We start from the raw sequence: 23,413 nt of genomic DNA, 5'->3' as shown, positions 1-23,413 counted from the left end.
TGCTCGGGGGATTTTACGGGTACAAAGCGAGTTGATGGACGCTGAACAGCTTCGCAGATAGCGACTGCATCATTAAGGTCGTTCTTCCCTTTAGTTCGATAAGGAACCACGTATTTAACGGCCATGATGCGGGCGTCATGACCCAGTTTATTGAGTGTTCTTGCCCAATAATGTGCACCACCACACGCTTCAACGCCTATACGCATGAGTGGCATATTTGCTATTGTAGTCAGTAGTTTAGAGCGGGTTACTGACTTATGAAGTATGACCTTACCATTTTGGTCTACGGCATGAAGACTAAAGTGGTTTTTAGCTAGGTCGATACCGCAGAAATAAGAATAATCAGACATGGTGCCTCCGATGCATTTAAGTACCACATAAGTGTGGCAGATCCTCGGTAGGGGGAATCCATGTCATTCGTTAGGTGCTTTAGGGGTAGTTGTAAGTTGAAGTGGTTATTATTAAAGATGAATAAATTTAGTCAAATGGCGTGCGAGAGATATAAAGTATTTAAGCCTGTTGTTATAGATAGGCTTCTGAATTTATACAGTAAGTTGTTATACGAAAATCATCATAGCTATACTTTTCGCAATCAAGAAGTTGCTGCTTGTGTTATATGCCTAACAAAAAAAAGATTTTGGCTTATCATGTTTTCGTTGTTTCCTACAGTTTTTATGTCCAGCGAAAGTCTTCAATATCCTTTGGTTTCATTGTATATATCAATAAATGCAGCAGGTATTTTTTATATTGTTTTTAATTTGTATCCAGAGGTAAAGCAGAACTTTCGGTCGGCTAAACAGGCGTATCTATTAATCTCAAACATCCGAAAACGTAGAGCTTGGCTGTACAGTGAGTTTTTTGATGTGAATTTCTTTACAGAAGCAAATCGATTCCTTTCAAAAGAGAAATTTTCTGAAATAATTGAAATGCTAAGAAAAGCAAATGGTTATAGGACAGAATCCTGTGGGAATAACGGAAAATCAGTTTATTATACGCTCACTCCTCCGTTAGCCATAGCTATCAAGAACAGGGAAATAAATGTTATCGGTTACGATGTGCAAACGCTACAGGATGCTTGTGTCCATATAGCGAGAGACAATCTCAAAGATATTAAAAAGCTTAAAGAAATTCCGAACATTTCAGCTTTGGCGTTATACGATGCGATAAGTTATCTAGAACGTGAAATGGAACTAATTTTGCCTAGAGCGTTAACGGGATTATATGAAAATGACCTTGTTTCATACTTTCTCTATGCACCAGATAAACTTAATTATTACGCTCAAAAAGAGTTGCCGTACTATGTAGGAGGTCGGTTTGACTTGAAATTTGAAGCAACAAAAGAAGAGTCAATGCTAGCACGAGAGCTTTCAACGAAATGTTTCGCACGCACCTAACAATCGCATCAACACGATTTACTACACTCGGCATCTCAGGTTGTCGGGTGTTTCTCGTTTTAAGGTGTCAATTTTTAAGTACAATTGCATAGTAGTAAACGTGTTATGCAGGCGTTGCATTATTGGAGAAATACTTGAAGAAAATATCAATAATCGAAGGCTGCTCATTGTTTATAGCGGCAATGGCAATGATAGCGACATTTTGGCAAGCAGATATTTCAGAAGAGCACAATCGTAGAAGTGTCGTTCCGTATATTGTTGTGGAACAACCAGAATTGAATGAGGATGGGAGCGTTTCCTTAGCTATTCGTAATGATGGGTTAGGACCTGCAATTATCACTGGCATCGACTTTCATTTTAATGATGACATGCTAACTCAACGAAATGAACTGAATTGGAAACAAGTAGCTTCAACGTTTGAAAAATCGACAGGTCATAGTACGAAAGATTATCCAGTAATGTTTTATGGTATGACGGGAAAAATTCTCCTTTCTGCTGGAGAAGAGTTTGTATTGTTGTCCATTGATGAGAAGCATGTGAGCAACGATAGTGTTGGTTTTGCAGCGAGTTACTTTAACTACTTAAAGCCATCATTTTGTTACCGCTCTATATATGGTGACCTGTTCTTTACTAAAACCTCCAACGTGGAACGTCAAAAAGGCTCTTGTAATTTAGATGGTTCGGTGAATATTTTTGGTTCAGATATTAGATTTAAAGCTCCGTGGGATAAAGCTTTAAGTCACTCTGATATCTTTGGAGAATAATGCTAACTGTTTAAGACAGATTTCCAACGCGTGGCATTTTTACTATGCGTTGGTCTTAGTGATTAAGGTGGAATGCAGCGGCTTCGGTATTGCGTTGCTCACCCCTTAACGCGGCTATAACACAAAATCAGGCTATTGCTCAAAATTGCTATTTGAACTATTATTTGTACATTAAATTGTACCATAGGGAGTTCAACATGAGCCGCATCCATTTTGATCAAGATATTCAGCCTTTGTCTGAATTTCGTGCTGGCGTGACGTCATTTATTAAACAGATTAACGAAACTCGCAGACCACTAGTTATCACACAACGTGGTAAGGGTGTTGCGGTTGTCCTTGATGTTGCAGAATATGAAGCAATGCAAGAGAAGATCGAGTTACTGGAAGAAATGCGTACTGCTGAAGCACAATTAGCTTCAGGTTTAGGTGTTTCCAATGAAGACGCTCGTGCTCAAGTATTGGGGCGCATTAAGAAATGAAAGTAGTCTGGTCACCACTAGCATTACAAAAGTTAGGTGATGCAGCCGAGTTTATTTCACTGGATAATCCAGTGGCGGCAGAAAACTGGGTTAATGAGGTTTTTGATAAAACTGATTTACTCTCAAGTATGCCTGACATGGGGCGAATGGTTCCTGAGCTGCCTCATACCAATTACCGTGAAATTTTGTTTGGTCACTATCGAATCATATATAGCCTCAGCCATGAAATTCGCGTCCTTACAGTACGAAATTGTCGTCAGATACTAACGGAAAGTGACGTGTAGCAATTGTGTTATAACAAGCAATTTAAGAGGGATTCCCAACGCTTGGCACTTTTGCTCCTACTTCAAGTTAAGTGTTTATGGCGCAATGCTTTAGGTTGGGTGGAGGCGTTGTTCACCCCTTAATTGGGCTAGTTGCCCAGAGGAAGTAATCAATCCATTGGGAACTTTTGTTTCTGGTGGAGTACGCGCATAATTCGGATAATGTCGCCTTCGATCCAATAGGAGACGATCATTGAAATCTCAGGAATTATAAGTAATTGCCCACGAATGCCGTCTCTCTGTACACCCATTAGAGGCTGCTCAAGCAAGTTTTCTACTTTTGTTTCAATGAGGTTGTCAGCGTTTTCTGCCGCATCAGGGTTGAAGTCATAGATAAACTCAAAGATCCTTTCACGATCATTGAGTGATTCTTCTTCCCATAAAATCATTGCTTACCTCGATTACGTATTCTGGCTTTGCGTTCTTCCATTCGAGATTTAGCAGTTTGGTGTTCAACGAAAACGGATTCTCCTGAGTCAAACTTCTCAAATGCTAGGTTTACTTGTTCAGTTAGCCATGCATCGTGAGATAATGTCTGTCTTTGTTGCTCAGCGAGTTGCTCAGTAAGCTCACGGCAAGCACCACTCAGTGTGCGACCTTGGCTCTCAGCCATCTGTTGAGCTAGGCGTTTTGTTTCTTCATCAACACGAAATTGAATTCTAGTGTCCATGATGTATTCCTTTATTGGTGTGTGTACAAATGTTAGCACTCACCTTTGAGATGGGCAACTGACAAACTACTATGGCGCCAATAACTAACTTTTGGTGCTATGTTTCATCGCACATAGTCCCATATCTCATCAACCATTGCAGAACGTTAAATGATAGGTCACCACAATCTGTAGAGGAAAGTGCATTGAAGTTAACCAATAAACTCGTACGTTACCCGCACATTGATGTTGATCGTGCGTTTGAAAAAGAAGCTGAATTATTGCAGCAAATTCAGGCGGGTGAGATTGGGCAAGCCTTAATGTTGTGGCAAGCAAAAGCGCCGACACTTGTTTTGCCCGCAGGTAAAAAGTGGCCTGTGACCGTAGAGTCTAGAAAACAACTCGCGGCACAAGGTTGGCAACTCACCTCACGTAAAACAGGCGGCGCTCCCGTTCCCCAACTGCCGGGGATCATTAACTTATCGCACATTTACCATTGGCCTCGTGATGAAGCCTACAACATCCAAAAAGCGTATCTACATCTGTGCAATATCTTAACCCTGTTTTTTAAAGAACTGGGTATCGATGTGGATGTACACGCGACTCCCGGTTCTTATTGCGATGGTGATTACAATCTCAATATCAACAAACAAAAAATAGTGGGCACTGCGCAGCGTGTTTTGCTTAAACAAGGGGGCGGCCAAATTGTACTTTCGCAAGCCTGTATCTTGTTGGATGTCGACTTAGAGAACATCGTTGCACCCGTAAATTTTTATAATCAAGTTTGTGGCAATCCAACCGTGGTGGACGCGCAAGTTCATACTCCGTTGTCCGCACATCTGACAACTCTACCCAACGTAGACTCACTCTTTCAGCAGTTAAGCCAAGCTTTCATCAAGCATGCGTGATACCAACCTTTCGTTAACGCCAAACTAATTTGCCGATGGTAGAACGATTTCAATACTATGTGTCGATGACAACGAATGGGTTGAACTTGAGGCGGTGAGAACTTTATAATGTTACTTGTAACATAATAAAGAGTTCAAATAGTTATGACAGAACAGCAGAAGAAAACTCGAACCACACTTCAAGATGTTGCAGACAAAGTGGGGGTCACAAAGATGACCGTCTCTCGTTACATGCGCAATCCCGATTCAGTCGCAGCCAAAACTCGCGTTAAAATTGCAGCGGTTATTGAAGAGATGGGATACATCGAAAACAAAGCGCCAGCTATGCTCTCTAAATCGTCGAGTAAAGCGATCGGTATCTTGCTCCCTTCGTTATCAAACCAAATCTTTGCCGCGTTTGTTCAAGGTATCGAAACGGTTACTAAAGAGAATGGCTACGAGACGTTGCTTGCTCACTTTAGCTATGATGCTGTGGAAGAAGAGGAAAAGATTGCTTCGCTGCTTTCGTATCAAGTTGATGGGTTGATATTGACGGAAAGCCACCACACCCCCCGCACGTTACAGATGATCAAGAATTCAGGTGTTTCTGTTGTTGAAACGATGGAACTCCCAACCAATCCGATCGATATGGTTGTTGGCTTGGACCATATTGATGCTTCTTACCATGTCGTGAAGCGAATGATTGAAGCTGGTAAACGCTCTATTGCTTACTTTGGCGCTCGATTGGATGCGCGAACCAAGTTGCGTTTGCAAGGCTATGACAAAGCGATGTATGAGGCTGGATTAGAGCCTAAACACGTGTTGACTGAACAGCACTCTAACTTCTCTTTGGCTGAAGATCTGCTTGATCGCGCTCTTGCGGATTACCCAGATCTAGATGGCGTGTTCTGCACCAATGATGACATCGCGATAGGTACCTTGCTCATTGCCCAGCAACGTGGAATCCAAGTGCCGCAACAGCTATCTGTGGTGGGCTATAACGCGTTAGATATCGGTCAAACCATACGCCCAAAACTGACTAGCGTGGATACGCCACGTTATGAAATAGGTAAGAAAAGTGCCGAGCTACTGCTTGCCCGATTGAAAGGTGAGCCAGTCACGGAAACGGTAGTGGATATGGGCTATCGCATCACTGATGGCGAAAGCGTTTAACCAAGTATGGTGGAAACTGAAAGGGGCATCGAAATGATGCCCCTTTTGCTTTTACATTTAAGTAATGACACAGCTAGACGATAAAACTCGCCCCTTGTTCTGCACTCGAAACGCTTTGGCGCATCACGCTAAATAGGTTGCGCCCCATGGTTTGCTGGTTGGCGTCTGCCTCAAATACCTTCGCTTGGCGAGATTGCATGTCGTTGAGGTTATTGAGTTCGCCACTCGCGCAATCTAAGCGCAGGATATCGCCTTCGCAAACAAGCCCAATAGTTCCTCCTCGAATAGCCTCTGGTGAGACATGAATCGCGGATGGGATCTTTCCTGAGGCTCCAGAAAGGCGCCCATCAGTAACCAGAGCCACTTTAAACCCTTGTTTCTGAACATTACCTAGAATCGGCATGAGCTTATGCAGTTCAGGCATACCGTTCGCAGCTGGTCCATTATTTATCACCACAACAATGCAATCTTTGTTGAGCTCACCTCGTTGATACGCAGCTTCTACCTTATGTTGGCAATCAAAAACTACCGCAGGTGCTTCTATTACACGTCGCTCTTCTGCAACCGCTGACACTTTAATCACTGCGTTGCCAAGGTTCCCTGAAAGGACTCGCGTTCCGCCTGTGCTTTGGAATACCTGTTCTTGGCCTGCAATTACCTCTGCATCTGCCGACTGTTTGCACTTTTTCCACGTTAGCTTTCCATTTTCAAGCTCTGGAATACTCATTTGATCTTCAAACGAGCCAAAGGTAGGTGTGACATCTCGGTGCAGTAAGTTGGCTTGATCTAAACGGCGTAGCAGCGCGGGAACTCCGCCTGCCGTTTGGAACGCATTCATATCTGCTGGACCGTTGGGATAAACTCGAGCAAGTAAAGGCACTACATCGGATAGATCGCTGATGTCTTGCCAAGTCAGAATAAATCCTGCTGCGCGTGCTACTGCGACCATGTGAATGCTGTGGTTAGTGCTGCCACCTGATGCGAGTAGGGCAACAATGCCATTGATTAAGCTTTTAGCGGTAAAGACTTCAGAAAGCGGGCGGAAGTTTGCGGCTTGTGGTGTCATTGAAGCAATTTCAATGGCGGCATGCTGAGTGAGTGATGCGCGCAATTTAGAGTCAGGATGAATAAACGCTGAGCCCGGAAGCATCAGCCCCATCGCTTCAAATACCAGCTGATTGGTATTGGCTGTGCCGTAAAAAGTGCAGGTGCCCGCTGAGTGATAAGCGTTGCACTCCATATCCAGTAAGGCACTTTTTCCTACCTTACCAGCCGCGTATTCTTGGCGAATATGTACTTTCTCATCATTGCTGATGCCCGTTGCCATCAAGCCCGCCGGAACAAAAGCGGTGGGTAGATGTGCAAAAGAGAGCGCGCCCATCAGTTGTCCTGGAGCTATCTTGTCGCAAATACCAAGTAATAGGGTTGAATCAAACACGTTGTGACTCAGTGAAAGAGCGGTCGATTGAGCAATCAAGTCCCTTGAAAACAAAGACATATCCATGCCTGGTTGCCCTTGAGTTACCCCGTCGCACATCGCAGGAACACAGCCTGCTACTTGAGAGGTGTGGCCGAACTTAGCTAACGCCTTTTTGATCTGATCTGGATAGTGTTGATACGGCTGGTGAGCGCTTAACATATCGTTGTAAGAGCTGATTAACGCCACATTGGATTTAGTGAGATCAAGAATCGAGCGTTTCTCATCGGAGCAAGAAGCTGCGACAGCATGAGCCAAGTTGCCGCAAGAAAGCCCTTTACCACCTTTGCCAGCAGAGGCTTGGTGTTGGGTTCGGTTTAGAAACGCTTCATGAGTCTCTTTGCTTCGTTCAATTAATCGTTGAGTCACCGCTTGGATGGTTGGAAGGGTCATGCTGTTTCTGCCTCATCAGTCATTGAAAGCACAATCGCAGCACAGTCCACAACGTCATCAATATCGCCATCAATGCTGATGACAACCGTATCTGGCTCGTGATCGGGTCTTTCTAATGTTTCGAACTGGCTTTTAATCATGTTCTCTTTCATGAAGTGGCCTTGGCGCTGACGCATTCGATGCAAGATCAGGTCAATGTTGCCATCTAAAAAGAGAAAGGTGAGGTTTTTGTTCCCTTCGCGAATTTGGTCGCGGTACTTCTTCTTCAACGCAGAACACACAATAATGCCGTGCTCATTTTTACTTTCTAGGCTGTACGCTGCATCACGAACGCGTTCCAGCCATGGAATGCGATCATCATCATTAAGAGGTTGGCCTGACGCCATTTTTTGAATGTTTGCTCGAGGATGAAGGTCGTCACCATCAATGAACTTACGCCCAAGTTTTTTTGCCAACTGCTCGCCTATCGTGCTTTTCCCACAAGCACTGACACCCATGACGATGACACTACTACCAGCCATAACTCAATCCTCTTAACAAATTTGCGCGTGATCTCAATTTTGAACATCGCTTGTAAATATGGCTTTATCTTATAAGCGTTACCGGTAACATGTTACCGGTAACTTAAGGAAGTGTGATGAAGGACACAAAACAACAATTCACAACAATTGTGATTGTTTTTGCATCCTACTGACGGAAAATTAGTCACATCTCACTATATTCGCGTTTAAAAATCACTGGAAAGAGATCTTTGGGGGATAAAATGGCCAACGATTACCGCGCAATTGCGAAATCTGTTGTTGAGCATCTTGGGGGCAAGACAAATGTGGCTGCCCTAACACACTGTATGACTCGACTACGATTCGTTTTACACAGCCAAGATGGCGTCGATATTAACAAGCTAAAAGCACTGAAAGGTGTGATGGGTGTTGTTGATAATGGAGACAAAGTACAAGTTATCATTGGTAACGAGGTATCGTATGCATACAAAGAAGTGATGGCGCTTTGTGAGCTATCCACTGTATCTGAGTCAGAGGTTCCTGCTAAAAAAGAGAAGCTAACGGCTAAGTCAATTGGTGCGAAAATGTTGGACGCACTGGTTGGTACCATGTCGCCTCTTATCCCAGCAATCATTGGCGCTTCAATGGTCAAACTGCTCGCCATGGTACTTGAGATGCTGGGCTGGGTTGAGCCAAATGCACCTACCTTGATTATCTTGAAAGCGATTGGCGATGGCGCCTTCTTCTTCCTACCGGTTATGGTTGCCGCTTCCGCATCGATCAAATTCAAGACCAATATGTCTCTTTCCATTGCGATTGCCGGTGTCTTAATCCACCCGAACTTTATGGAATTGATGGCGCAAGCAGCAGAAGGCAAGCACGTTGATTTCTTCGGTATCCCAATCACGTCAGTGAAATACACCTACACGGTTATTCCTGTACTTGTGATGACTTGGGCTCTTTCTTACATAGAACGTTGGGTAGATAGCATTACCCCTGCTGTGACTAAAAACTTCCTGAAACCTATGCTTATCGTATTGATTGCAGCTCCGGTTGCTATCGTACTTATCGGTCCATTTGGTATTTGGGTTGGTACTGCACTTTCAGCGCTTGTTTACACAATTCATGACACATTAGGTTGGTTGTCGGTTGCTATCATGGGCGCACTGTGGCCTCTACTTGTTCTTACTGGTATGCACCGTGTATTTACTCCAACGATTATTCAAACCATTGCTGAGACGGGTCGTGAAGGTATGGTTATGCCTTCAGAAATCGGTGCCAACCTCGGTATGGGTGGTGCGTGTCTGGCTGTTGCTTACAAAACCAAAAACAGCGCACTAAAGCAGACATCATTAGCCGCAGGTGCTTCAGCTATCTTCGCCGGTATCTCTGAGCCTGCATTGTACGGCGTGCTTGTTCGTCTGAAACGTCCACTTATCGCAACAATGATTACTGGTTTTATCGTAGGTGCATTAGCGGGCATGGGTGGCCTTGCGAGTCACTCGATGGCAGCACCAAGCTTGTTTACGAGTGTTCAGTTCTTCGATGTGAATGACCCAATGAGTATCGTTTGGGTGTTCGGTCTGATCGCATTGTCTATTGTTCTGTCATTTGTTCTAACCCTAGTTTTAGGCTTTGAAGATGTTCCAGAAGATGATGCCGATGAGAAAGCAACTTCAGAGTCAGCAAACAAAGAAGCTGGTAAGGCAGAAGACAAGCCGACAGTAGTGTCCGCGTCTTAATTAGAATTGATTAATTTATTCAGTCACCTTACTTCAGCGTAAGGTGACTTTTATTGTTTCCGAGGTATTCGATGTCAAACATTCAATTTCCCGAAGATTTCTTATGGGGCGGCGCTATTGCTGCAAACCAGTCTGAAGGCGCTCACTTAGCGGGTGGTAAAGGCCTAACAACCGTAGATATGATCCCTTATGGTGAGAACCGCATGCCAATTAAGCTTGGTCAGGTTGATAAGGTGACGCTCAGCGAAGACGAGTTCTACCCAAGCCATAACGCGATAGACTTTTATCACCGTTACAAAGAAGACATCGCCTTGCTGGCAGAGATGGGATTTAAAGTCTTCCGCGTATCCATCGCTTGGAGCCGAATCTTTCCAAAAGGTGACGAGCTAGAGCCGAACCAAGCTGGCTTAGATTTTTACCGTGATGTTTTTGAAGAGTGTAAGAAATACGGTATTGAGCCGCTCGTTACCTTGTGCCATTTCGATGTGCCTATGCACTTGGTCAACGAGTATGGTTCGTGGCGTAATCGTAAGATGATTGAGTTCTTTAGCCGTTACGCGAGAACCTGTTTCGAAAACTACAAAGGCTTGGTGAAATACTGGTTAACTTTCAACGAAATCAATATTTTACTAGCGAGCCCGTTTTCTGGTGCTGGATTGTTGTTTCAGGAAGGCGAAAATCACGATCAAGTGAAGTACCAAGCAGCTCACCATGAGCTAGTAGCAAGCGCTTTGGTAACCAAGATTGCCCATGAAGTTGATGAGCAAAACCAAGTGGGTTGTATGCTGGCGGGCGGTAACTTCTATCCATATTCATGTAAGCCAGAAGATGTGCTGATGGCTATGGAAAAAGACCGCGAGAACCTGTTCTTTATCGATGTTCAATCGCGTGGTTACTACCCATCTTATGCTCAAAAAGTGTTTGATAACAAAGGTGTGGTGCTTGAAACACAAGAAGAAGATTTCGAGATTCTGAAAAATACTGTCGATTTCATTTCTTTCAGTTATTACGCTTCACGCTGTGCTTCCGCTGATATGAATGCAGGAAATACGAGTGCAGCGAACGTCGTTAAGTCCATCAAAAACCCTCATCTTCCAGCAAGTGATTGGGGCTGGGTCATTGACCCTACAGGTCTTCGAATTACGATGAACACACTCTATGACCGTTACCAGAAACCACTTTTCTTGGTAGAAAATGGCTTAGGTGCTCGTGATACCTTGGATGACAATGGAGAAGTGAACGATGATTACCGCATTGATTACCTTCGTCAGCACATTGTTGCGATGCATGAAGCAATGGAAGACGGTGTACCATTGATGGGTTACACACCTTGGGGTTGTATCGATCTTGTTGCGGCGTCGACCGGAGAGATGAGCAAGCGCTATGGGTTTATCTACGTGGACAGAGACAACCTAGGCAATGGTACGTTAAATCGTATTCCTAAAAAGTCATTCCACTGGTACAAAAAAGTGATCGCAAGCAACGGCAGCGACTTGGCTTAATTTGTCTGTTTGATAATGAGAGAAATGAACAATGAAAACAATTGAACAGCGACTCAGAGATATTCGCATCGTTCCGGTGATCGCCATTAATGACGTTGCTCAGGCTGTGCCGCTTGCGAAAGTACTGGTTGAAAATGGCTTGCCTTGTGCTGAAGTGACATTTCGTACAGAAGCGGCAGCAGAGTCGATTCGTTTGATGCGTGAAGCTTACCCTGAGTTACTGATTGGCGCAGGTACTGTGCTGACTACAGAGCAGGTGGATACTGCCATTAATGCGGGTGTTGATTTCATTGTCAGCCCAGGTTTGAATCCAACCACAGTCAAATACTGTCAGCAAAGAGGGGTTACGATTGTTCCTGGAGTGAGTAACCCAAGCTTGGTTGAACAAGCAATGGAAATGGGGCTTAAGACACTAAAGTTCTTCCCTGCCGAGCCATCTGGCGGTGTCGCAATGTTGAAAGCGTTGACGGCTGTTTACCCGGTTAACTTTATGCCTACAGGCGGTGTAAGGCCAGCGAACGTTGAGTCTTACTTAGCACTGAAATCAGTCGTTGCCTGCGGTGGAACTTGGATGGTACCGACAGACAAAATGGACAAGGGTGATTGGGATGGAATCGCAGAATTAGTCCGAGCGGTCGGCTCCAGATAGTTCGATAGAGAGATACATAGCTAGAAAATGAAAGGGCCAGCTGACACTGGCCCTTTTTGTGGCTGCTTCAAACGATGTAGAGGTTACTCGTTACCAAGCAAAGGTTTTAATGACGTTTTGCTTAGTGATTGGGTTATGCGCGATGTCTTGATTTATCTTATCAAGAAACGGCTTACGAGCCTGAGGCAACATGCCACGCATTGGTGAGATGTTATTGCCGTGGTCACCCCAGTAGTAGCAATCGAAATCTTCTAGGTTTTCGAGCAAGTATTTTTCTTCTTCCAGAATCTGCAATGGCGTTGGTAAAACAAACTCGCCACGGTTTACTTCTTTTTCCAATACCGATCCCGGTTGAACGGCTAAAGCCATTGGTGCAATCGCATCCGGCTGCATGATGTTCAGCAAGCTGGTGGTATTAATTGCATGCTCACGCGTCATGCGCTTTTGAATGTGTTCAAGCACAATTGGGTCACCGGACTCCAAGCCAGAATAGGCCATGCTTAAACCTGCCGACTTAATCTCTTTTAATTCAGACAAGCTCTTACGACGGAAGTCATTGAACCCCGAATACAGAGAAATGTTCTTGCTCTCTGGGAAGGTGATCTTGATGTAATCCAGAATCGAAATCAGCATCTCGGTTCTAATAGCCATCACGTTACCATCGACCAAAAAGATAGATTCAACATGCGGGTAGATTTTTCTCGCCGCATCAATATCTTCAAAGATGTCTTTGATGTCTCTTACTTTGAAACGCTTATCATCAAACATCGTGCAGAAGGTACACTGGTTATTACTGCACCCCAATGTTGTCTGGATGAGTACGCTCTCTGCTTCCATCCAAGGACGATAAACTTTACCTTCAAAACGCATAAATGCTCCTCGGCCGTAGCCTGTGTTGTTTCGACGGGGGCAAGTTTAGCAATCTGCATCTTGGGTGATAATTGGGCAAAGCGGGGAATCAGTATTAAAGAAATCTTAATAATCGAAAGAGCGCGCAGTTCTTTGTCTGTATGGATAGAACTGCGGCTTGGATTGTTGGGGGAGTGTTAGTGGTATTTTTATTAATTAATGATCAGTGCGCAACGCACAGCTTTTCTTCGAGCAATTGATCAAGCACGGTCACCAGCTTGTGGTTCTTGGTGTTGTCTAATGCGTCGGCGTGCGGGTCTTTGAACAACCCAGAATCATTATCAAAATATTGACCGGAAGCGTTGGAAAACTCATCACTGAGCGCAGCACGACAAAGAATATCGGCACCAATCGCCAGATCGTTTCCATCAACGCCATAAGCATCTTTCACCAGTTTACTGCCAAGGAAAGAGGCTGGGTTTACAGGGATAATTGCGGTGCCTTTGTCTAAAAGAGTATTGGCTAATTCGATGGACCACATCGTTAGCGCCAGCTTACTTTGCGCGTAAACCGGACCATCAAGTTCACCCGCACTCGGGCTGATTAATGCCTCTAAATCGACGGGTGCTTGGGCTGCTGAAGATAGGTTGACGATACGACCTGTCGCATCAAAAAGAGGAAGCAGCTTTTGTGTCAGTAGATACGGCGCAATGGTGTTTACGACAAAACGCACATCAAGATTGTCTGGAGTGGTGATGTCCGACACCTTATACACACCTGCGTTGTTAATGAGTATATCGAGTCGTTTGTGATCGCTTTTGATTTGGGTTGCGAGCGCCTCAACTTCAGAGAGCGTCGATAGATCTGCGATGTAGCTTTCGATGATTGCATTCTTAGACAGGCGAGACAAAGCGGTCACGACTTTATTGACCTTAACTGGGTTGCGGCCATGAATCAGAACATGGTGCCCTTGCTGCGTTAGTGCTTTTGCGGTCTCTAAACCAATGCCATCCGTGGCACCTGTGATCAGAATTATTTTTTGCATATTCCGTCCTTCAAAAAATAGTTTGAACAACGTTATAACAAAGATTAATGACACATAGTTGCATTTGGCTCACAAGCTGAAGACTCAAATGTGAGTCTATGGGGCAAATAATGACCATTTTAACACTTGGTGGTTAACCGTTGGCGTTTAACGATTAAGTAAGACAATGGGTCAGTTTGTGACTGACCCAAATTAAGAGAAGTGACCGAGTTATTTGATGTCTTGAACGTTCATAACCAGAGTTTCCCAGTTACGTTGGTTTTCCATATCGTGCTCTAGGCCTTGCTCATCGGCAATTTGGAAGCGCTTAACCGCAGGGGTTTTGCTCGTAGCTTGATACAACCAATAAGCTTCCGCTTTGAGTGCTTCGGCTTCGTCAGCATCAAAGTCTCTTGCCCTTGAACATTCACAGTACCGAAGTCAAAAGTGACGGTAAGAATTCCATCCTCGGCTTGAGCTTTAAACGTTGTATAACCTTGATATACCATTTCCATATTCCTTCTGAGAGATTTCATTTCAGCCTATTCAGTGTGAATGCGACCTAAATTCAGGCTAGCGAGGAATGTTCGAACCAACAATTAACCATTAAACGAAACACTATTAACGAATTATTAAGAGTGTTGGCGCGTTTGATAATTTCAATTTATTCAGTGTCTTAGATGGATACTTTAACGTTGAAGGTATCTTGCTAATTCGATTGTCAACGAAATCTAAAAACTCATTCCTTGTCTGGCGCTCTTATCCTTTTCATTTAGCTTCGTATACTGCTCAACTAGGTAATTAGCCCCAAGGTACAGACAAGAGTGAACCGACTTATGCAGATGAGATCCGCGACTTTGAAAACCATTATTGAGAAAACGCTGCCACTGACGCTGGGTGTGTTTGCGATCATGATGGTTCAATTGGTCGATTCGATCTTTATTGGTCAGCTAGGGGTGAATGAATTGGCGGTTCACGGTATCACCTTGCCATTTCAAGCAGCGTTTACCGGGGTTCAAGTGGGCATCGGTGTGGCGGCAACGTCCATTATTTCTCAAGCGGTAGGGGCAAAAGAACAACGTAAATCTACTTCAATTGCGACGCTGTCGGTTGGATTTGGAGTGTTGGTGATTGCTTTGATCTGCATAGGGCTGATTGTTTTTAGCGATTCTGTTTTTGCGTCGTTTGTGAATGATGTCTCTGACGCTCAATACCAATCCATGCTGTCTATTTTTAATGTGTACTGGCCACTGTGGTTGTTCAGTGCATTGATGGTGGCGGTGCTTTATCTGGCCACCTGCGTTTATCGTGCCAATGGCGATACCAAAACAACCGGAAGCATGTTCTTGGCTGCTAGCGTGATTAACCTAATTCTCGACCCTATTCTGATCTTTGGATTGGATATGGGTATCGCAGGGGCGGCGATCGCATCGAGCATTGGCTACGCTTTCGGCGCAATCTACATGCTAATCAAGTCTCGCGGCAAAGGTTGGTTTGGCTTCAATGGCGCGTGCAGTAACCGAATCAAAGGCTACAGTTTTGAGTTATTCAAGACGGTAATGCCAACCACTGCGAATCAGATATTACCTGCGGTCAGCGCGTTCTTCTCAATGCTATTGATTGCGAGAATCGGAACCGATGAGATGGCTTTTTGGAGCTTACTCGCCCGTGTTGAAAGTTTTATGCTGGTGTTTTCTCTTGCTCTGACGATGTCTATCCCGCCTATGATTGGTCGTTACCTAGGGGCGCAGCAGCGATGCAAAATCCCTGAGCTATTGAATACAACAGCGAAGTTCTTATTGGTTTTCCACACCGTGATGGCAACATTGTTGGCGCTGTTTAGTGGCTGGATTATTCCTGTTATCTCGGAAGAACAAAGCATACGCAGCTGGTTTGAAGTGACCTTGTTATTTATACCGTTCAGCTATGGGCCGCTTGGGCTTTGCATGTTGGTTGCGTCGGTCTTTAATGCCTTGGGTGTGCCGCGTAAAGCTTTGAATGTCTCTTTCCTACGCTTGTTTGTTTTCTACATTCCCGCTTTATGGATCGGCTCGATAACCGGAGACATGGTCAATGCGGTTATTGCTGCGACAGTCGCCAATGTTTTAGCGGGCGCTTTTGCATGGTTTAAGCTTAATGCCTATATTAAAACTCACATTATTCCCCGTGCCGCTGCGGCCAATAAGCAGCGTGTACTCAGCGCAGGCTAGCCATTATTGATGAACATTGAACATCTAAAATTGTTTGTGCGACTCGCGTCTACGCACAATATAGGTCAAGCAGGACAAGAGCGTGGGTTGTCACCTCCGGTAGCCAGTATTCATATCGGAAAACTCGAAGAGAGCCTAGGTGCTATCCGCGTCGATCACGGTGAAGCGGTAAGGGATGTATGTGTCGATGGCTTGGGCATTGCCATGTGCGCGAGTTGGATAGCATACAAGCAGCTCGCGGAAGGTTCGCTGGTTGAGGTGTTGCCGGATTACCCTTTAAAGGATGAGGCGGCTATCTGGGCGGTATACCCGAGTGCTCAGTTACTTGCACCAAAGGTGCGCGTATTTATCGATTACTTTGTTCAATATTATGGTTCACCTTCTTATTGGGATTGCGACGTAAACGGGCAAACTCAATAGCGATTCAGAAGCATATATTGAGAACAAATAAGAAAGCCCCAACCAAAAGGGAGGGGCTTGTTTTTATGTTCTTTATAGAACGTTTTTCTAGCTAACTGCTGTTGTTTTTATTTAGTGTATCAGGCGTTTAATGAGCGTGTACCGCTGAATCTTGGTATAGCTCTGCATCAACTTCTTCGCCTTTACTTGGGCGCGGTACAATCTCAAAAGAGGTGTCAGCTTCTGTCAGTGAAGACAGCAGTTTGTTAAGTGATGTCTTATCACCTTTCACGCCTGCTTGTCCGTCTTCTAACAGTTTTCCAAGGCTTGTTTTCTTAAGCACGATGTCAGACACGTCAGACTTATTGATGATCAGTGTCGTATCCGCATCTTGCAGCTCTGATACTTGGATGTTGTTCAGGTTGCCGTTAGACATCTCAACGTAGTAGAACTCTTTTACATCAGGCAACTGAATATTCAATGTAAATGGTGTTTCTTGTGCTTTTAGCGAATCCACTTTTACGGCTAAGTAATCGAGTAGGTTTTCAATCGTCATGTTCGCTAACACATCCGGAGATGCAGTTTTCGGTGCGCCCGGTTGTGTGCCAATACGAAGCTCTTGAGCGCCGGTTAGGTAGATGTTTCTCCAACCTGCACCTTCTGATTGATAACCCAATTGCTCGTACGTATCTGCCAATAAGCCACGTGCAACTTTGTTCTCTGGTTCTGCTTGAATCACCTTATTCAGTGCTGTTGCAACGAAGCGATATTCACCTTCTTGGAAGTCTTGCTGCGCTTTTTCAATCACAGCGTCGCTGCCGCCCATGTATTCAACAAACTTCACTGACTCTGGCTTGATTGGTAGTGGATTTAGGTTAGCTGGGTTCATGTCGAAGTAACCAAGATACATGTTGTACACCGCGCGGGCGTTGTGAGAGTAAGTACCGTGGTAACCGTTGGTGTGCCAAGACTGTTGAATGCTGTCTGGCATGACCTTGTAAATCTCGTCCCCGATGTCTTGTAGAACCACACCGTTATTGGCTAAGCGAAGCGTTTGGTTATGAGTAAAACCGTAAGCGTCACGCTGCATTTTTAGGTAATCAGAGATCTCTTGTTCGCCCCAGATTGGCGATGAGTGAGACGCAAACAGCACCTCAGTATCTTCACCCCAAGTGACTAACATCTCGTTGATCTTCTTAGACCATTTCAAGCCGTCACGTACTTTAGCGCCACGCAGCGTGTACAGGTTATGCATGCCTTGGTAAGTCAGCTCGCCAGTCCAAAGTGCTTTCATGCTTGGAATATACGTCACCATTTCAGAGGCCGCTTCGGTACCTGAAGCATCCATGAATTGCATTTCTAGGCCGTCAATAACCAGAGTTTCAATCTCTTCGTTATGGTTCAGCTCGTAGTCTGGCAGTACGTAAGTAATGCTACCGGTTGATAGGCCTTTCGACAGTGCAGCATCAACAATACCGTGCTCGTGTCGGTTCAGGGTTGCACCATACTGATAAGCGGTACGACGAGACATTGCATTACCCGCCAATACGTTTTCGTCGACGATCTCTTTAGTAATGTTTTTCGAACCGTACACTTTTACATCTGGGTATGCGTCTTTGATTGCTCTTGCGCCACCAAAGTGATCAGCGTGCGAGTGAGAGTAAATCATAGCAACGACGGGCAGTTCGCCGCCATCAGGCACATTGCTCTTGAAGAATTTGAGTGATTTCGCGGCCGCTTCTTTGGTAAGAAGAACGTCGTAAGCGATCCAACCGTTGTCACTACGAATGAAAGAGATAGACGCTAAGTCAGCACCTCGAACTTGGTAAACTTTACCCGGAACAACTTCATATAAGCCTTCTGCTGCTTGGTTCAATACCGCTTGGCGCCACAGTGAAGGGTTTACTGAATCTGGTGCTTGGTCTGCATTCGTCACACTTGGGTCGATAAAGTTAAAGCTATTGCGAATGATGTCGCCCGTCTCTTGGTCGAAGCTAGCAATAAGACCCTTGTTGTTATTGTCGAAAGCGCGAGTGTCGGCAAAGTTAAGTGTTTTTGCGAACTCTTGGTTTGCCTTAGTCGTCATCTCGGTTGCGCTTTTGCCACCTTGGTCGCCAATTTCGCTGAAGTGTGCGTGGTCATGGTTAGCTGCAACTGCAGGGAATGCGAGCGAGATAGCTAGGAACAGTGATGCATTTTTGAACGTGCGTGAAGTCGTCATAAGAGCCTCTTCATTTCAGAATTTTGTTTCGTTGAGGCGATTATAGGAATAAGACATATAGCAAAAAATAAAGTAAGCTTTATTTAATACATCACGATTGGCTATGTATTGAGTCATGCAATGGTTGGGGAACGAAGGCGAATCCTGACCTATGATTGATTAAGGCCACATTGACAGGGAGAGTAACGGTGAGCGACGTGGAAAAGTTGGATTTAAATCTATTGAGCGTGTTCTTAGAAGTGTATCGATTAAAGTCGATCACGCTTGCATCAGAATCGCTTGGTATGACTCAGCCTGGGGTTAGTGGGGCATTGAAGCGATTGCAATCTCAGCTTGATACCGACCTGTTTATTCGTGAAGGGCGTGGGATTATTCCGACTAACGCTGCGGTGCAATTGGCAGACCGAGTAGAGCCTGCTCTAGAAGGGATAAGCAGCGCAGTAAGCACTTTAAAGACATTTGATAATCAGCAGCATCATGTGTTTCGTATCCTGGTGAATGAGATTGGATTAACCAAGCTTCAACCTCTCGTCGAGCAAGATGAGACGTTGGGCAATATCTCGATTGAATTCAATATGGTGCCGAACAACGAAGAAGAATTATTGCAAGGCTTGAGCATGCAACAAGCTGATTTAGCGATTGATATCCATTACCCGCAAGTTAACGGCTACATGAAGCAGCCGATGATTGAAGATGAGTTGGTGCTGATAGCTCGAAAGGGGCATCCGAGAATCAATGGCTCTGTGACGCAAGAGCAATATTACAACGAAAAGCATGTTACTTTTAGAATGCGTCGAACCCGTTTATACACGGCAGATTATTTTACCAAGTCGCCACTGAAACAGAGAAAAGTGAGTGCCGAGTGTGACTCGCTGATGACCATGTGTGTGCTGGTATCGGGCTCAGATTGTGTCGGCAGTACATCGCGTGATTTTGCCAATCAATTTTCCGAATCCTTCCAGCTTCAAGTCCTTGATCAGCCGTTTGAAATCTTACCTATGCAGCAATACATGATTTGGCATAAAAGAACCGATTTGAACCCTGCTCATCAGTGGCTGAGAAACAAGATTCAGCAATATATGGCTGATTAACGAGCCGCTCTTGCTGCTCGTTTCTGTTTGGCGCTCTCTATCATCTTAGAAGGCGTCATTCCTGTCACCAACATGGTGCCGGTGATAACCAGAATTGAACCAACAATCGTATTGATGCCAATTGCTTCATCTAAGAATAAGTTACCCCATAGAATACCAAATACCGGAATGATGAAGGTCACGGACAGGGCTGAAGGTGCGCCGAGTTCAGAGACGAGATTGAAGTAAAGTAGATACGCTAACCCAGTACATACCGCGCCTAATAAGACAACCGATGTAGTGATCGTAACGTCGGGTGTTTCTCTCATCGGAATAAAGAATACAAACGGCAAAACCAGCAATACCGCAGCCCACATGCTGCCATGAGCATTGTTGAATGCCTCAACTTTAGGGGCTTGTTTGGTATAGTTTGACGCTATTCCGTAGCTAAAGGCAGCCATCACTGCTGCAAAGATAGGAAGCATAGCCTCACGGCCAATGTTCATCGCATCCCAACCGACTAACACGCCAACTCCTGTTACCCCAATCCCAAGTCCCAATAGAACTTTCGCCTCGAGTGCTGTTTTGGTCCATATTGCACCAATGATTGCCGCCCATATTGGCGCGGTAGAGTTCAAGATGGCGAGTGTCGAGGCGTTAAGTGTCTGCGCGGCATAAGCGAAAAGCAAAAAAGGAAGTGTGGTGTTAAACAGGCCGAGAATGAAGAAGTGTTTTGCGTGATCATGAAAAGAGAGCTTCTTTTTTAAATAGAAAGAAACTAAAAGCAGAGTAAGTGCTGCAAACAGAACTCGCGCTTCAATTAAGACTGCGGGCCCTAATGGATTGGCGGCCATTCTCATGAAAAGAAACGAGCCTCCCCATATAGCCGCAAGTAGTATCAGTTTTAAAAAGCTCACAGTTTGAATCTCAGATTGTGTAAAACCTGACTATGGAGGAAAGATAACTATTACACAAACATAGATGCCAATACTGTGCAGTTATGGACATAAAATCGAGCCCGTTAATCAGGAACAATTTCGATGAATTTCGTTCTGTTTATTGTTCCTTATTTGATGAGTAATCTAGCGTTAGACATCAAACTTAGGCAAACAAAATGAAGATTGAACACATCGCAATTTGGACCAAACAACTCGAAGTACTGAAGCGATTTTATGAAGATTATTTCGGCGCGACATTGAACTCAAAATATCACAACCCAACTAAAGGGTTTTCTTCATACTTCCTCTCGTTTGATACGGGAAGTCGTTTAGAGATTATGGAAATGGACTCTGTCCCTGAATCGAAAGACGACATCTATGACCAGTTCACAGGCTTCATTCACATGGCGATATCATTAGGTTCGGAACAGGCGGTCGATCAACTGACTCAACACTTGGTCGAAGACGGCTATGAGCGCTTAGATGGCCCAAGAAGAACAGGCGATGGCTATTATGAGAGCTGTGTACTCGATCCGGATGGTAATCGTTTGGAACTTACCGTTTAATGTAGAGACTTAATTGAGTTACTCATCTACTAACGGAACTGAGGTATGACAATGATGAAGCTTGCTGTGACTTTCCTTTTTAGTCTTGGGCTTATGGGATGTGCTACCTCAGAACCGGTGTATGAGCAGGAGGCGGACTCAAAGCCTGAACCATCACAACCCATAGGTTACCTCGGTTTTAAAGCTCACCAAGAGTGGGCGATTCAATTCAATGATTGCACGGTCTACGATTTAATCGGTGCACAACCTTACCAGTGGTTTGATCGCACTTCAGCCTCTGTGAGCTGTTATACGTTTAAGCCAAACGATGCCATCGAGCCTTTATCTGTCTATGCCGACGCAAACTTCGACAGCAATAAGCTAGCCCCGATTAACCTATTTCAAGAGCTGCAGGTATCAGAGTCTGGCTGGGGCAAGTTTCCTGCCGTCTATGAGACCAACGGTACCAATTGGCTGAAAGTCAAAGAGGGTTGGATTCACCTCACTTTAGCCGATCAGACACTCGTTCAGTTCTACCCTGGCACTCAAGACCAATCTGGCAAATCACTGCATGATCAGTATTTTGAACAGCATTGATCGTAATGCTGACTGTTGATTAGTCTTTAGATTGATCAAAAAAGATCTTTTAACTGTTGCTGAAACCGGTTTCAATCTGTATCTTTGCTTTTATTGAAATCGATTTCAGAGTTGTAATTGCAGCTCAAATTCTGATCTTTTTCACGAATAACTTGTAGTGAGTAATGGTATGAACAACGAATTTTCGAACGATTTTTTATGGGGCGGTGCAGTAGCAGCGCATCAACTAGAAGGCGGCTGGGATGCGAATGGTAAAGGTGTCAGTGTTGTTGATGTATTAACAGCGGGCGCTCATGGTGTACAACGTCGAATCACCGATGGCGTGATTGATGGCGAAAACTATCCTAACCAAGTCGCAGTGGATTTCTACCATCGCTACAAAGAAGACATTAAGTTATTCGCTGAGATGGGCTTTAAGTGTTTCCGTACCAGTATCGCGTGGACGCGTATCTTCCCAAATGGCGATGAAGCTGAACCGTGTGAAGCGGGTTTAGCGTTTTACGATGATCTGTTTGACGAGCTGTTGAAATACGACATTCAGCCTGTGGTAACACTGAGCCACTTTGAAATGCCTTACCATCTAGCTAAGGAATATGGCGGCTGGATGAACCGCAAAGTGATCGACTTCTTCGTTAAGTATTCAACTGCAGTGATGGAACGATACCAACACAAAGTGAAATACTGGATGACGTTTAACGAGATCAACAACCAGATGAACACCTCGGCAGATATTTTCGGTTGGTTATGCTCTGGCGTGAAGTTCCCGCAATGTGAAAAGCCGCAAGAAGCCATGTATCAAGCGGTTCACCACCAGTTTGTTGCGAGTGCGTTGGTGGTTAAGAAAGGTCACGAGATCAATCCAAATCTTCAAATTGGCGCAATGTGTGCGATGGTGCCTTTCTATCCTCGTTCTTCAAAGCCAGAAGACATCATGGTGGCACAGCAAGCGATGCGTGACCGTTATTTCTTCTCGGATGTAATGGTGCGTGGTCATTACCCAAATTACGCTAAGCATGACTGGGCAATCAAAGGCTTCAATATTGAGATGCAGCCCGAAGATGAGCAGATCCTAAAAGAAGGCAAGGCTGATTACTTAGGCTTTAGCTACTACATGTCTAATACCTTGGATTCTTCTTCTCACCAATCGACTGAAGAAGCGATGGACGGCGGTCATGAAAACTCGGTCGATAACCCGTTTATCCAGTCTAGCGATTGGGGCTGGCCAATTGACCCAACCGGTTTGCGTTTCTGTTTAGCGTCTCTGTATGAACGTTATGAAGTGCCATTGTTCATCGTTGAGAACGGTTTTGGCGCTGTTGATACCATTGAAGAAGATGGCAGCATTAATGACGACTACCGTATCGCTTACCTTGGCGACCACATCAAAGAGATGAAAAAAGCCGTTGCGATTGATGGTGTTGATTTGATGGGTTACACCCCTTGGGGCTGTATCGACTTAGTTTCGTTCACCACGGGCGAGATGAAAAAACGCTACGGATTCATTTACGTAGATAAGCACAACGATCAATCTGGCTCACTAGAACGCAAGCGCAAGAAGTCTTTCGAGTGGTATAAAGGTGTGATTGCATCTAACGGTGCCACTATTTAGAATGCATTCCCCAGCGCAG

At 44.8% G+C, this 23,413-nt stretch carries 24 protein-coding genes and 1 pseudogene; 15 read left to right on the top strand and 10 right to left on the bottom strand.

The genetic code is table 11. From position 1 onward, the window contains the following. Positions 1-350: IS110 family transposase (locus A136_RS20515; RefSeq protein WP_017064047.1), on the bottom strand; the 350-nt coding region annotated here is incomplete at its 3' end. A 96-nt stretch (positions 351-446) separates the two neighbouring features. Between A136_RS20515 and A136_RS20510 the strand changes: the two genes are divergently transcribed. From A136_RS20510 to A136_RS20495, 4 genes are all read left to right on the top strand, one after another. Continuing rightward, the gene (locus tag A136_RS20510) at positions 447-1,394 is read left to right on the top strand and encodes a hypothetical protein (RefSeq protein WP_141707911.1); all 948 of its coding nucleotides are present in this window, start codon (positions 447-449) and stop codon (positions 1,392-1,394) included. A 134-nt stretch (positions 1,395-1,528) separates the two neighbouring features. After that, positions 1,529-2,158, top strand: a complete 630-nt coding sequence (locus A136_RS20505) for a hypothetical protein (protein WP_141707910.1) — start codon at positions 1,529-1,531, stop codon at positions 2,156-2,158. A gap of 197 nt (positions 2,159-2,355) precedes the next feature. Continuing rightward, positions 2,356-2,637 (top strand): type II toxin-antitoxin system Phd/YefM family antitoxin, encoded by a 282-nt coding sequence (locus A136_RS20500; RefSeq protein ID WP_011080399.1) that lies wholly within the window; start codon positions 2,356-2,358, stop codon positions 2,635-2,637. Continuing rightward, on the top strand, positions 2,634-2,921 hold the full coding sequence (locus A136_RS20495; protein ID WP_017064044.1) for a type II toxin-antitoxin system RelE/ParE family toxin: 288 nt from the start codon (positions 2,634-2,636) through the stop codon (positions 2,919-2,921). Before A136_RS20500 ends, A136_RS20495 begins: the two co-directional genes overlap by 4 nt. 149 nt (positions 2,922-3,070) lie before the next feature. On the opposite strand, the gene A136_RS20490 is transcribed toward A136_RS20495, so the two are convergent. Together A136_RS20490 and A136_RS20485 are read right to left on the bottom strand one after the other, a co-directional pair. Beyond that, positions 3,071-3,349, bottom strand: a complete 279-nt coding sequence (locus A136_RS20490; RefSeq protein ID WP_017064043.1) for a type II toxin-antitoxin system mRNA interferase toxin, RelE/StbE family — start codon at positions 3,347-3,349, stop codon at positions 3,071-3,073. Beyond that, on the bottom strand, positions 3,346-3,630 hold the full coding sequence (locus tag A136_RS20485) for a hypothetical protein (RefSeq protein ID WP_017059448.1): 285 nt from the start codon (positions 3,628-3,630) through the stop codon (positions 3,346-3,348). The genes A136_RS20490 and A136_RS20485 overlap by 4 nt, the downstream gene beginning before the upstream one ends. A 185-nt stretch (positions 3,631-3,815) precedes the next feature. Between A136_RS20485 and A136_RS20480 the strand changes: the two genes are divergently transcribed. Continuing rightward, entirely contained in the window at positions 3,816-4,517 is a 702-nt protein-coding gene (locus A136_RS20480) for a lipoate--protein ligase family protein (protein ID WP_017064042.1), read from the top strand. Between the two features lie 144 nt (positions 4,518-4,661). Beyond that, positions 4,662-5,669: a LacI family DNA-binding transcriptional regulator gene (locus A136_RS20475; RefSeq protein WP_017059450.1), complete on the top strand. Its 1,008-nt coding sequence runs from the start codon at positions 4,662-4,664 to the stop codon at positions 5,667-5,669. A gap of 73 nt (positions 5,670-5,742) precedes the next feature. Here A136_RS20475 and edd read toward each other — a convergent pair whose 3' ends face one another. Continuing rightward, the gene (edd, locus tag A136_RS20470) at positions 5,743-7,539 is read right to left on the bottom strand and encodes a phosphogluconate dehydratase (RefSeq protein WP_017064041.1); all 1,797 of its coding nucleotides are present in this window, start codon (positions 7,537-7,539) and stop codon (positions 5,743-5,745) included. Next, positions 7,536-8,060, bottom strand: a complete 525-nt coding sequence (locus tag A136_RS20465) for a gluconokinase (RefSeq protein WP_017059452.1) — start codon at positions 8,058-8,060, stop codon at positions 7,536-7,538. Before A136_RS20465 ends, edd begins: the two co-directional genes overlap by 4 nt. A 242-nt stretch (positions 8,061-8,302) precedes the next feature. On the opposite strand from A136_RS20465, the gene ascF reads away from it, so the two are divergent. The 3 genes from ascF to A136_RS20450 all read left to right on the top strand — a co-directional run bounded on the left by ascF (position 8,303) and on the right by A136_RS20450 (position 11,932). Beyond that, positions 8,303-9,781: a PTS cellobiose/arbutin/salicin transporter subunit IIBC gene (ascF, locus tag A136_RS20460; protein WP_017064040.1), complete on the top strand. Its 1,479-nt coding sequence runs from the start codon at positions 8,303-8,305 to the stop codon at positions 9,779-9,781. Between the two features lie 71 nt (positions 9,782-9,852). Then, positions 9,853-11,283, top strand: coding sequence for a 6-phospho-beta-glucosidase (ascB, locus tag A136_RS20455; RefSeq protein ID WP_017059454.1), 1,431 nt, complete (start codon positions 9,853-9,855; stop codon positions 11,281-11,283). Positions 11,284-11,314: 31 nt separating this feature from the next. Further along, the gene (locus A136_RS20450; protein ID WP_017064039.1) at positions 11,315-11,932 is read left to right on the top strand and encodes a bifunctional 4-hydroxy-2-oxoglutarate aldolase/2-dehydro-3-deoxy-phosphogluconate aldolase; all 618 of its coding nucleotides are present in this window, start codon (positions 11,315-11,317) and stop codon (positions 11,930-11,932) included. Positions 11,933-12,022: 90 nt separating this feature from the next. Here the strand turns inward: A136_RS20450 and A136_RS20445 are convergent, their stop codons facing one another. From A136_RS20445 to A136_RS23145, 3 genes and pseudogenes are all read right to left on the bottom strand, one after another. Continuing rightward, positions 12,023-12,802, bottom strand: a complete 780-nt coding sequence (locus A136_RS20445) for a radical SAM protein (protein WP_017064038.1) — start codon at positions 12,800-12,802, stop codon at positions 12,023-12,025. Positions 12,803-13,004: 202 nt separating this feature from the next. Then, positions 13,005-13,826, bottom strand: a complete 822-nt coding sequence (locus A136_RS20440; protein ID WP_017064037.1) for an SDR family NAD(P)-dependent oxidoreductase — start codon at positions 13,824-13,826, stop codon at positions 13,005-13,007. A 210-nt stretch (positions 13,827-14,036) separates the two neighbouring features. Then, positions 14,037-14,195: pseudogene (locus A136_RS23145) on the bottom strand (enoyl-CoA hydratase/isomerase family protein); the annotation flags it as partial. A 446-nt stretch (positions 14,196-14,641) separates the two neighbouring features. Between A136_RS23145 and A136_RS20430 the strand changes: the two are divergent. Together A136_RS20430 and A136_RS20425 are read left to right on the top strand one after the other, a co-directional pair. After that, entirely contained in the window at positions 14,642-16,015 is a 1,374-nt protein-coding gene (locus A136_RS20430) for an MATE family efflux transporter (protein WP_017064035.1), read from the top strand. A 9-nt stretch (positions 16,016-16,024) separates the two neighbouring features. After that, positions 16,025-16,435 (top strand): LysR family transcriptional regulator, encoded by a 411-nt coding sequence (locus tag A136_RS20425; RefSeq protein WP_017064034.1) that lies wholly within the window; start codon positions 16,025-16,027, stop codon positions 16,433-16,435. A 127-nt stretch (positions 16,436-16,562) separates the two neighbouring features. On the opposite strand, the gene A136_RS20420 is transcribed toward A136_RS20425, so the two are convergent. Next, positions 16,563-18,635: an alkyl/aryl-sulfatase gene (locus A136_RS20420; RefSeq protein WP_017064033.1), complete on the bottom strand. Its 2,073-nt coding sequence runs from the start codon at positions 18,633-18,635 to the stop codon at positions 16,563-16,565. Positions 18,636-18,823: 188 nt separating this feature from the next. Here A136_RS20420 and A136_RS20415 point away from each other — a divergent pair, with 188 nt between their 5' ends. After that, positions 18,824-19,726 carry a LysR family transcriptional regulator gene (locus tag A136_RS20415; protein ID WP_017059462.1) on the top strand — a complete coding sequence of 301 codons (903 nt, stop codon included), beginning with the start codon at positions 18,824-18,826 and terminating at the stop codon, positions 19,724-19,726. On the opposite strand, the gene A136_RS20410 is transcribed toward A136_RS20415, so the two are convergent. Then, the gene (locus A136_RS20410; RefSeq protein WP_017059463.1) at positions 19,723-20,622 is read right to left on the bottom strand and encodes a DMT family transporter; all 900 of its coding nucleotides are present in this window, start codon (positions 20,620-20,622) and stop codon (positions 19,723-19,725) included. The genes A136_RS20415 and A136_RS20410 overlap by 4 nt on opposite strands. Before the next feature lie 197 nt (positions 20,623-20,819). Here A136_RS20410 and A136_RS20405 point away from each other — a divergent pair, with 197 nt between their 5' ends. The 3 genes from A136_RS20405 to A136_RS20395 all read left to right on the top strand — a co-directional run bounded on the left by A136_RS20405 (position 20,820) and on the right by A136_RS20395 (position 23,394). Further along, positions 20,820-21,209, top strand: a complete 390-nt coding sequence (locus tag A136_RS20405; RefSeq protein WP_017064032.1) for a VOC family protein — start codon at positions 20,820-20,822, stop codon at positions 21,207-21,209. A gap of 51 nt (positions 21,210-21,260) precedes the next feature. After that, complete coding sequence (locus tag A136_RS20400) at positions 21,261-21,785, top strand: hypothetical protein (RefSeq protein WP_029235182.1); 525 nt, start codon at positions 21,261-21,263, stop codon at positions 21,783-21,785. A gap of 169 nt (positions 21,786-21,954) precedes the next feature. Further along, positions 21,955-23,394, top strand: a complete 1,440-nt coding sequence (locus tag A136_RS20395) for a 6-phospho-beta-glucosidase (protein ID WP_017064030.1) — start codon at positions 21,955-21,957, stop codon at positions 23,392-23,394. Positions 23,395-23,413: the final 19 nt, after the last annotated feature.

It is taken from the genome of Vibrio crassostreae 9ZC13, from assembly GCF_000272045.2.
GTDB classification, from domain to species: Bacteria; Pseudomonadota; Gammaproteobacteria; order Enterobacterales; family Vibrionaceae; genus Vibrio; species Vibrio crassostreae_C.
Note: the sequence above shows the minus strand (reverse complement) of the source record. Positions and strands in the feature narration are given on the sequence as shown.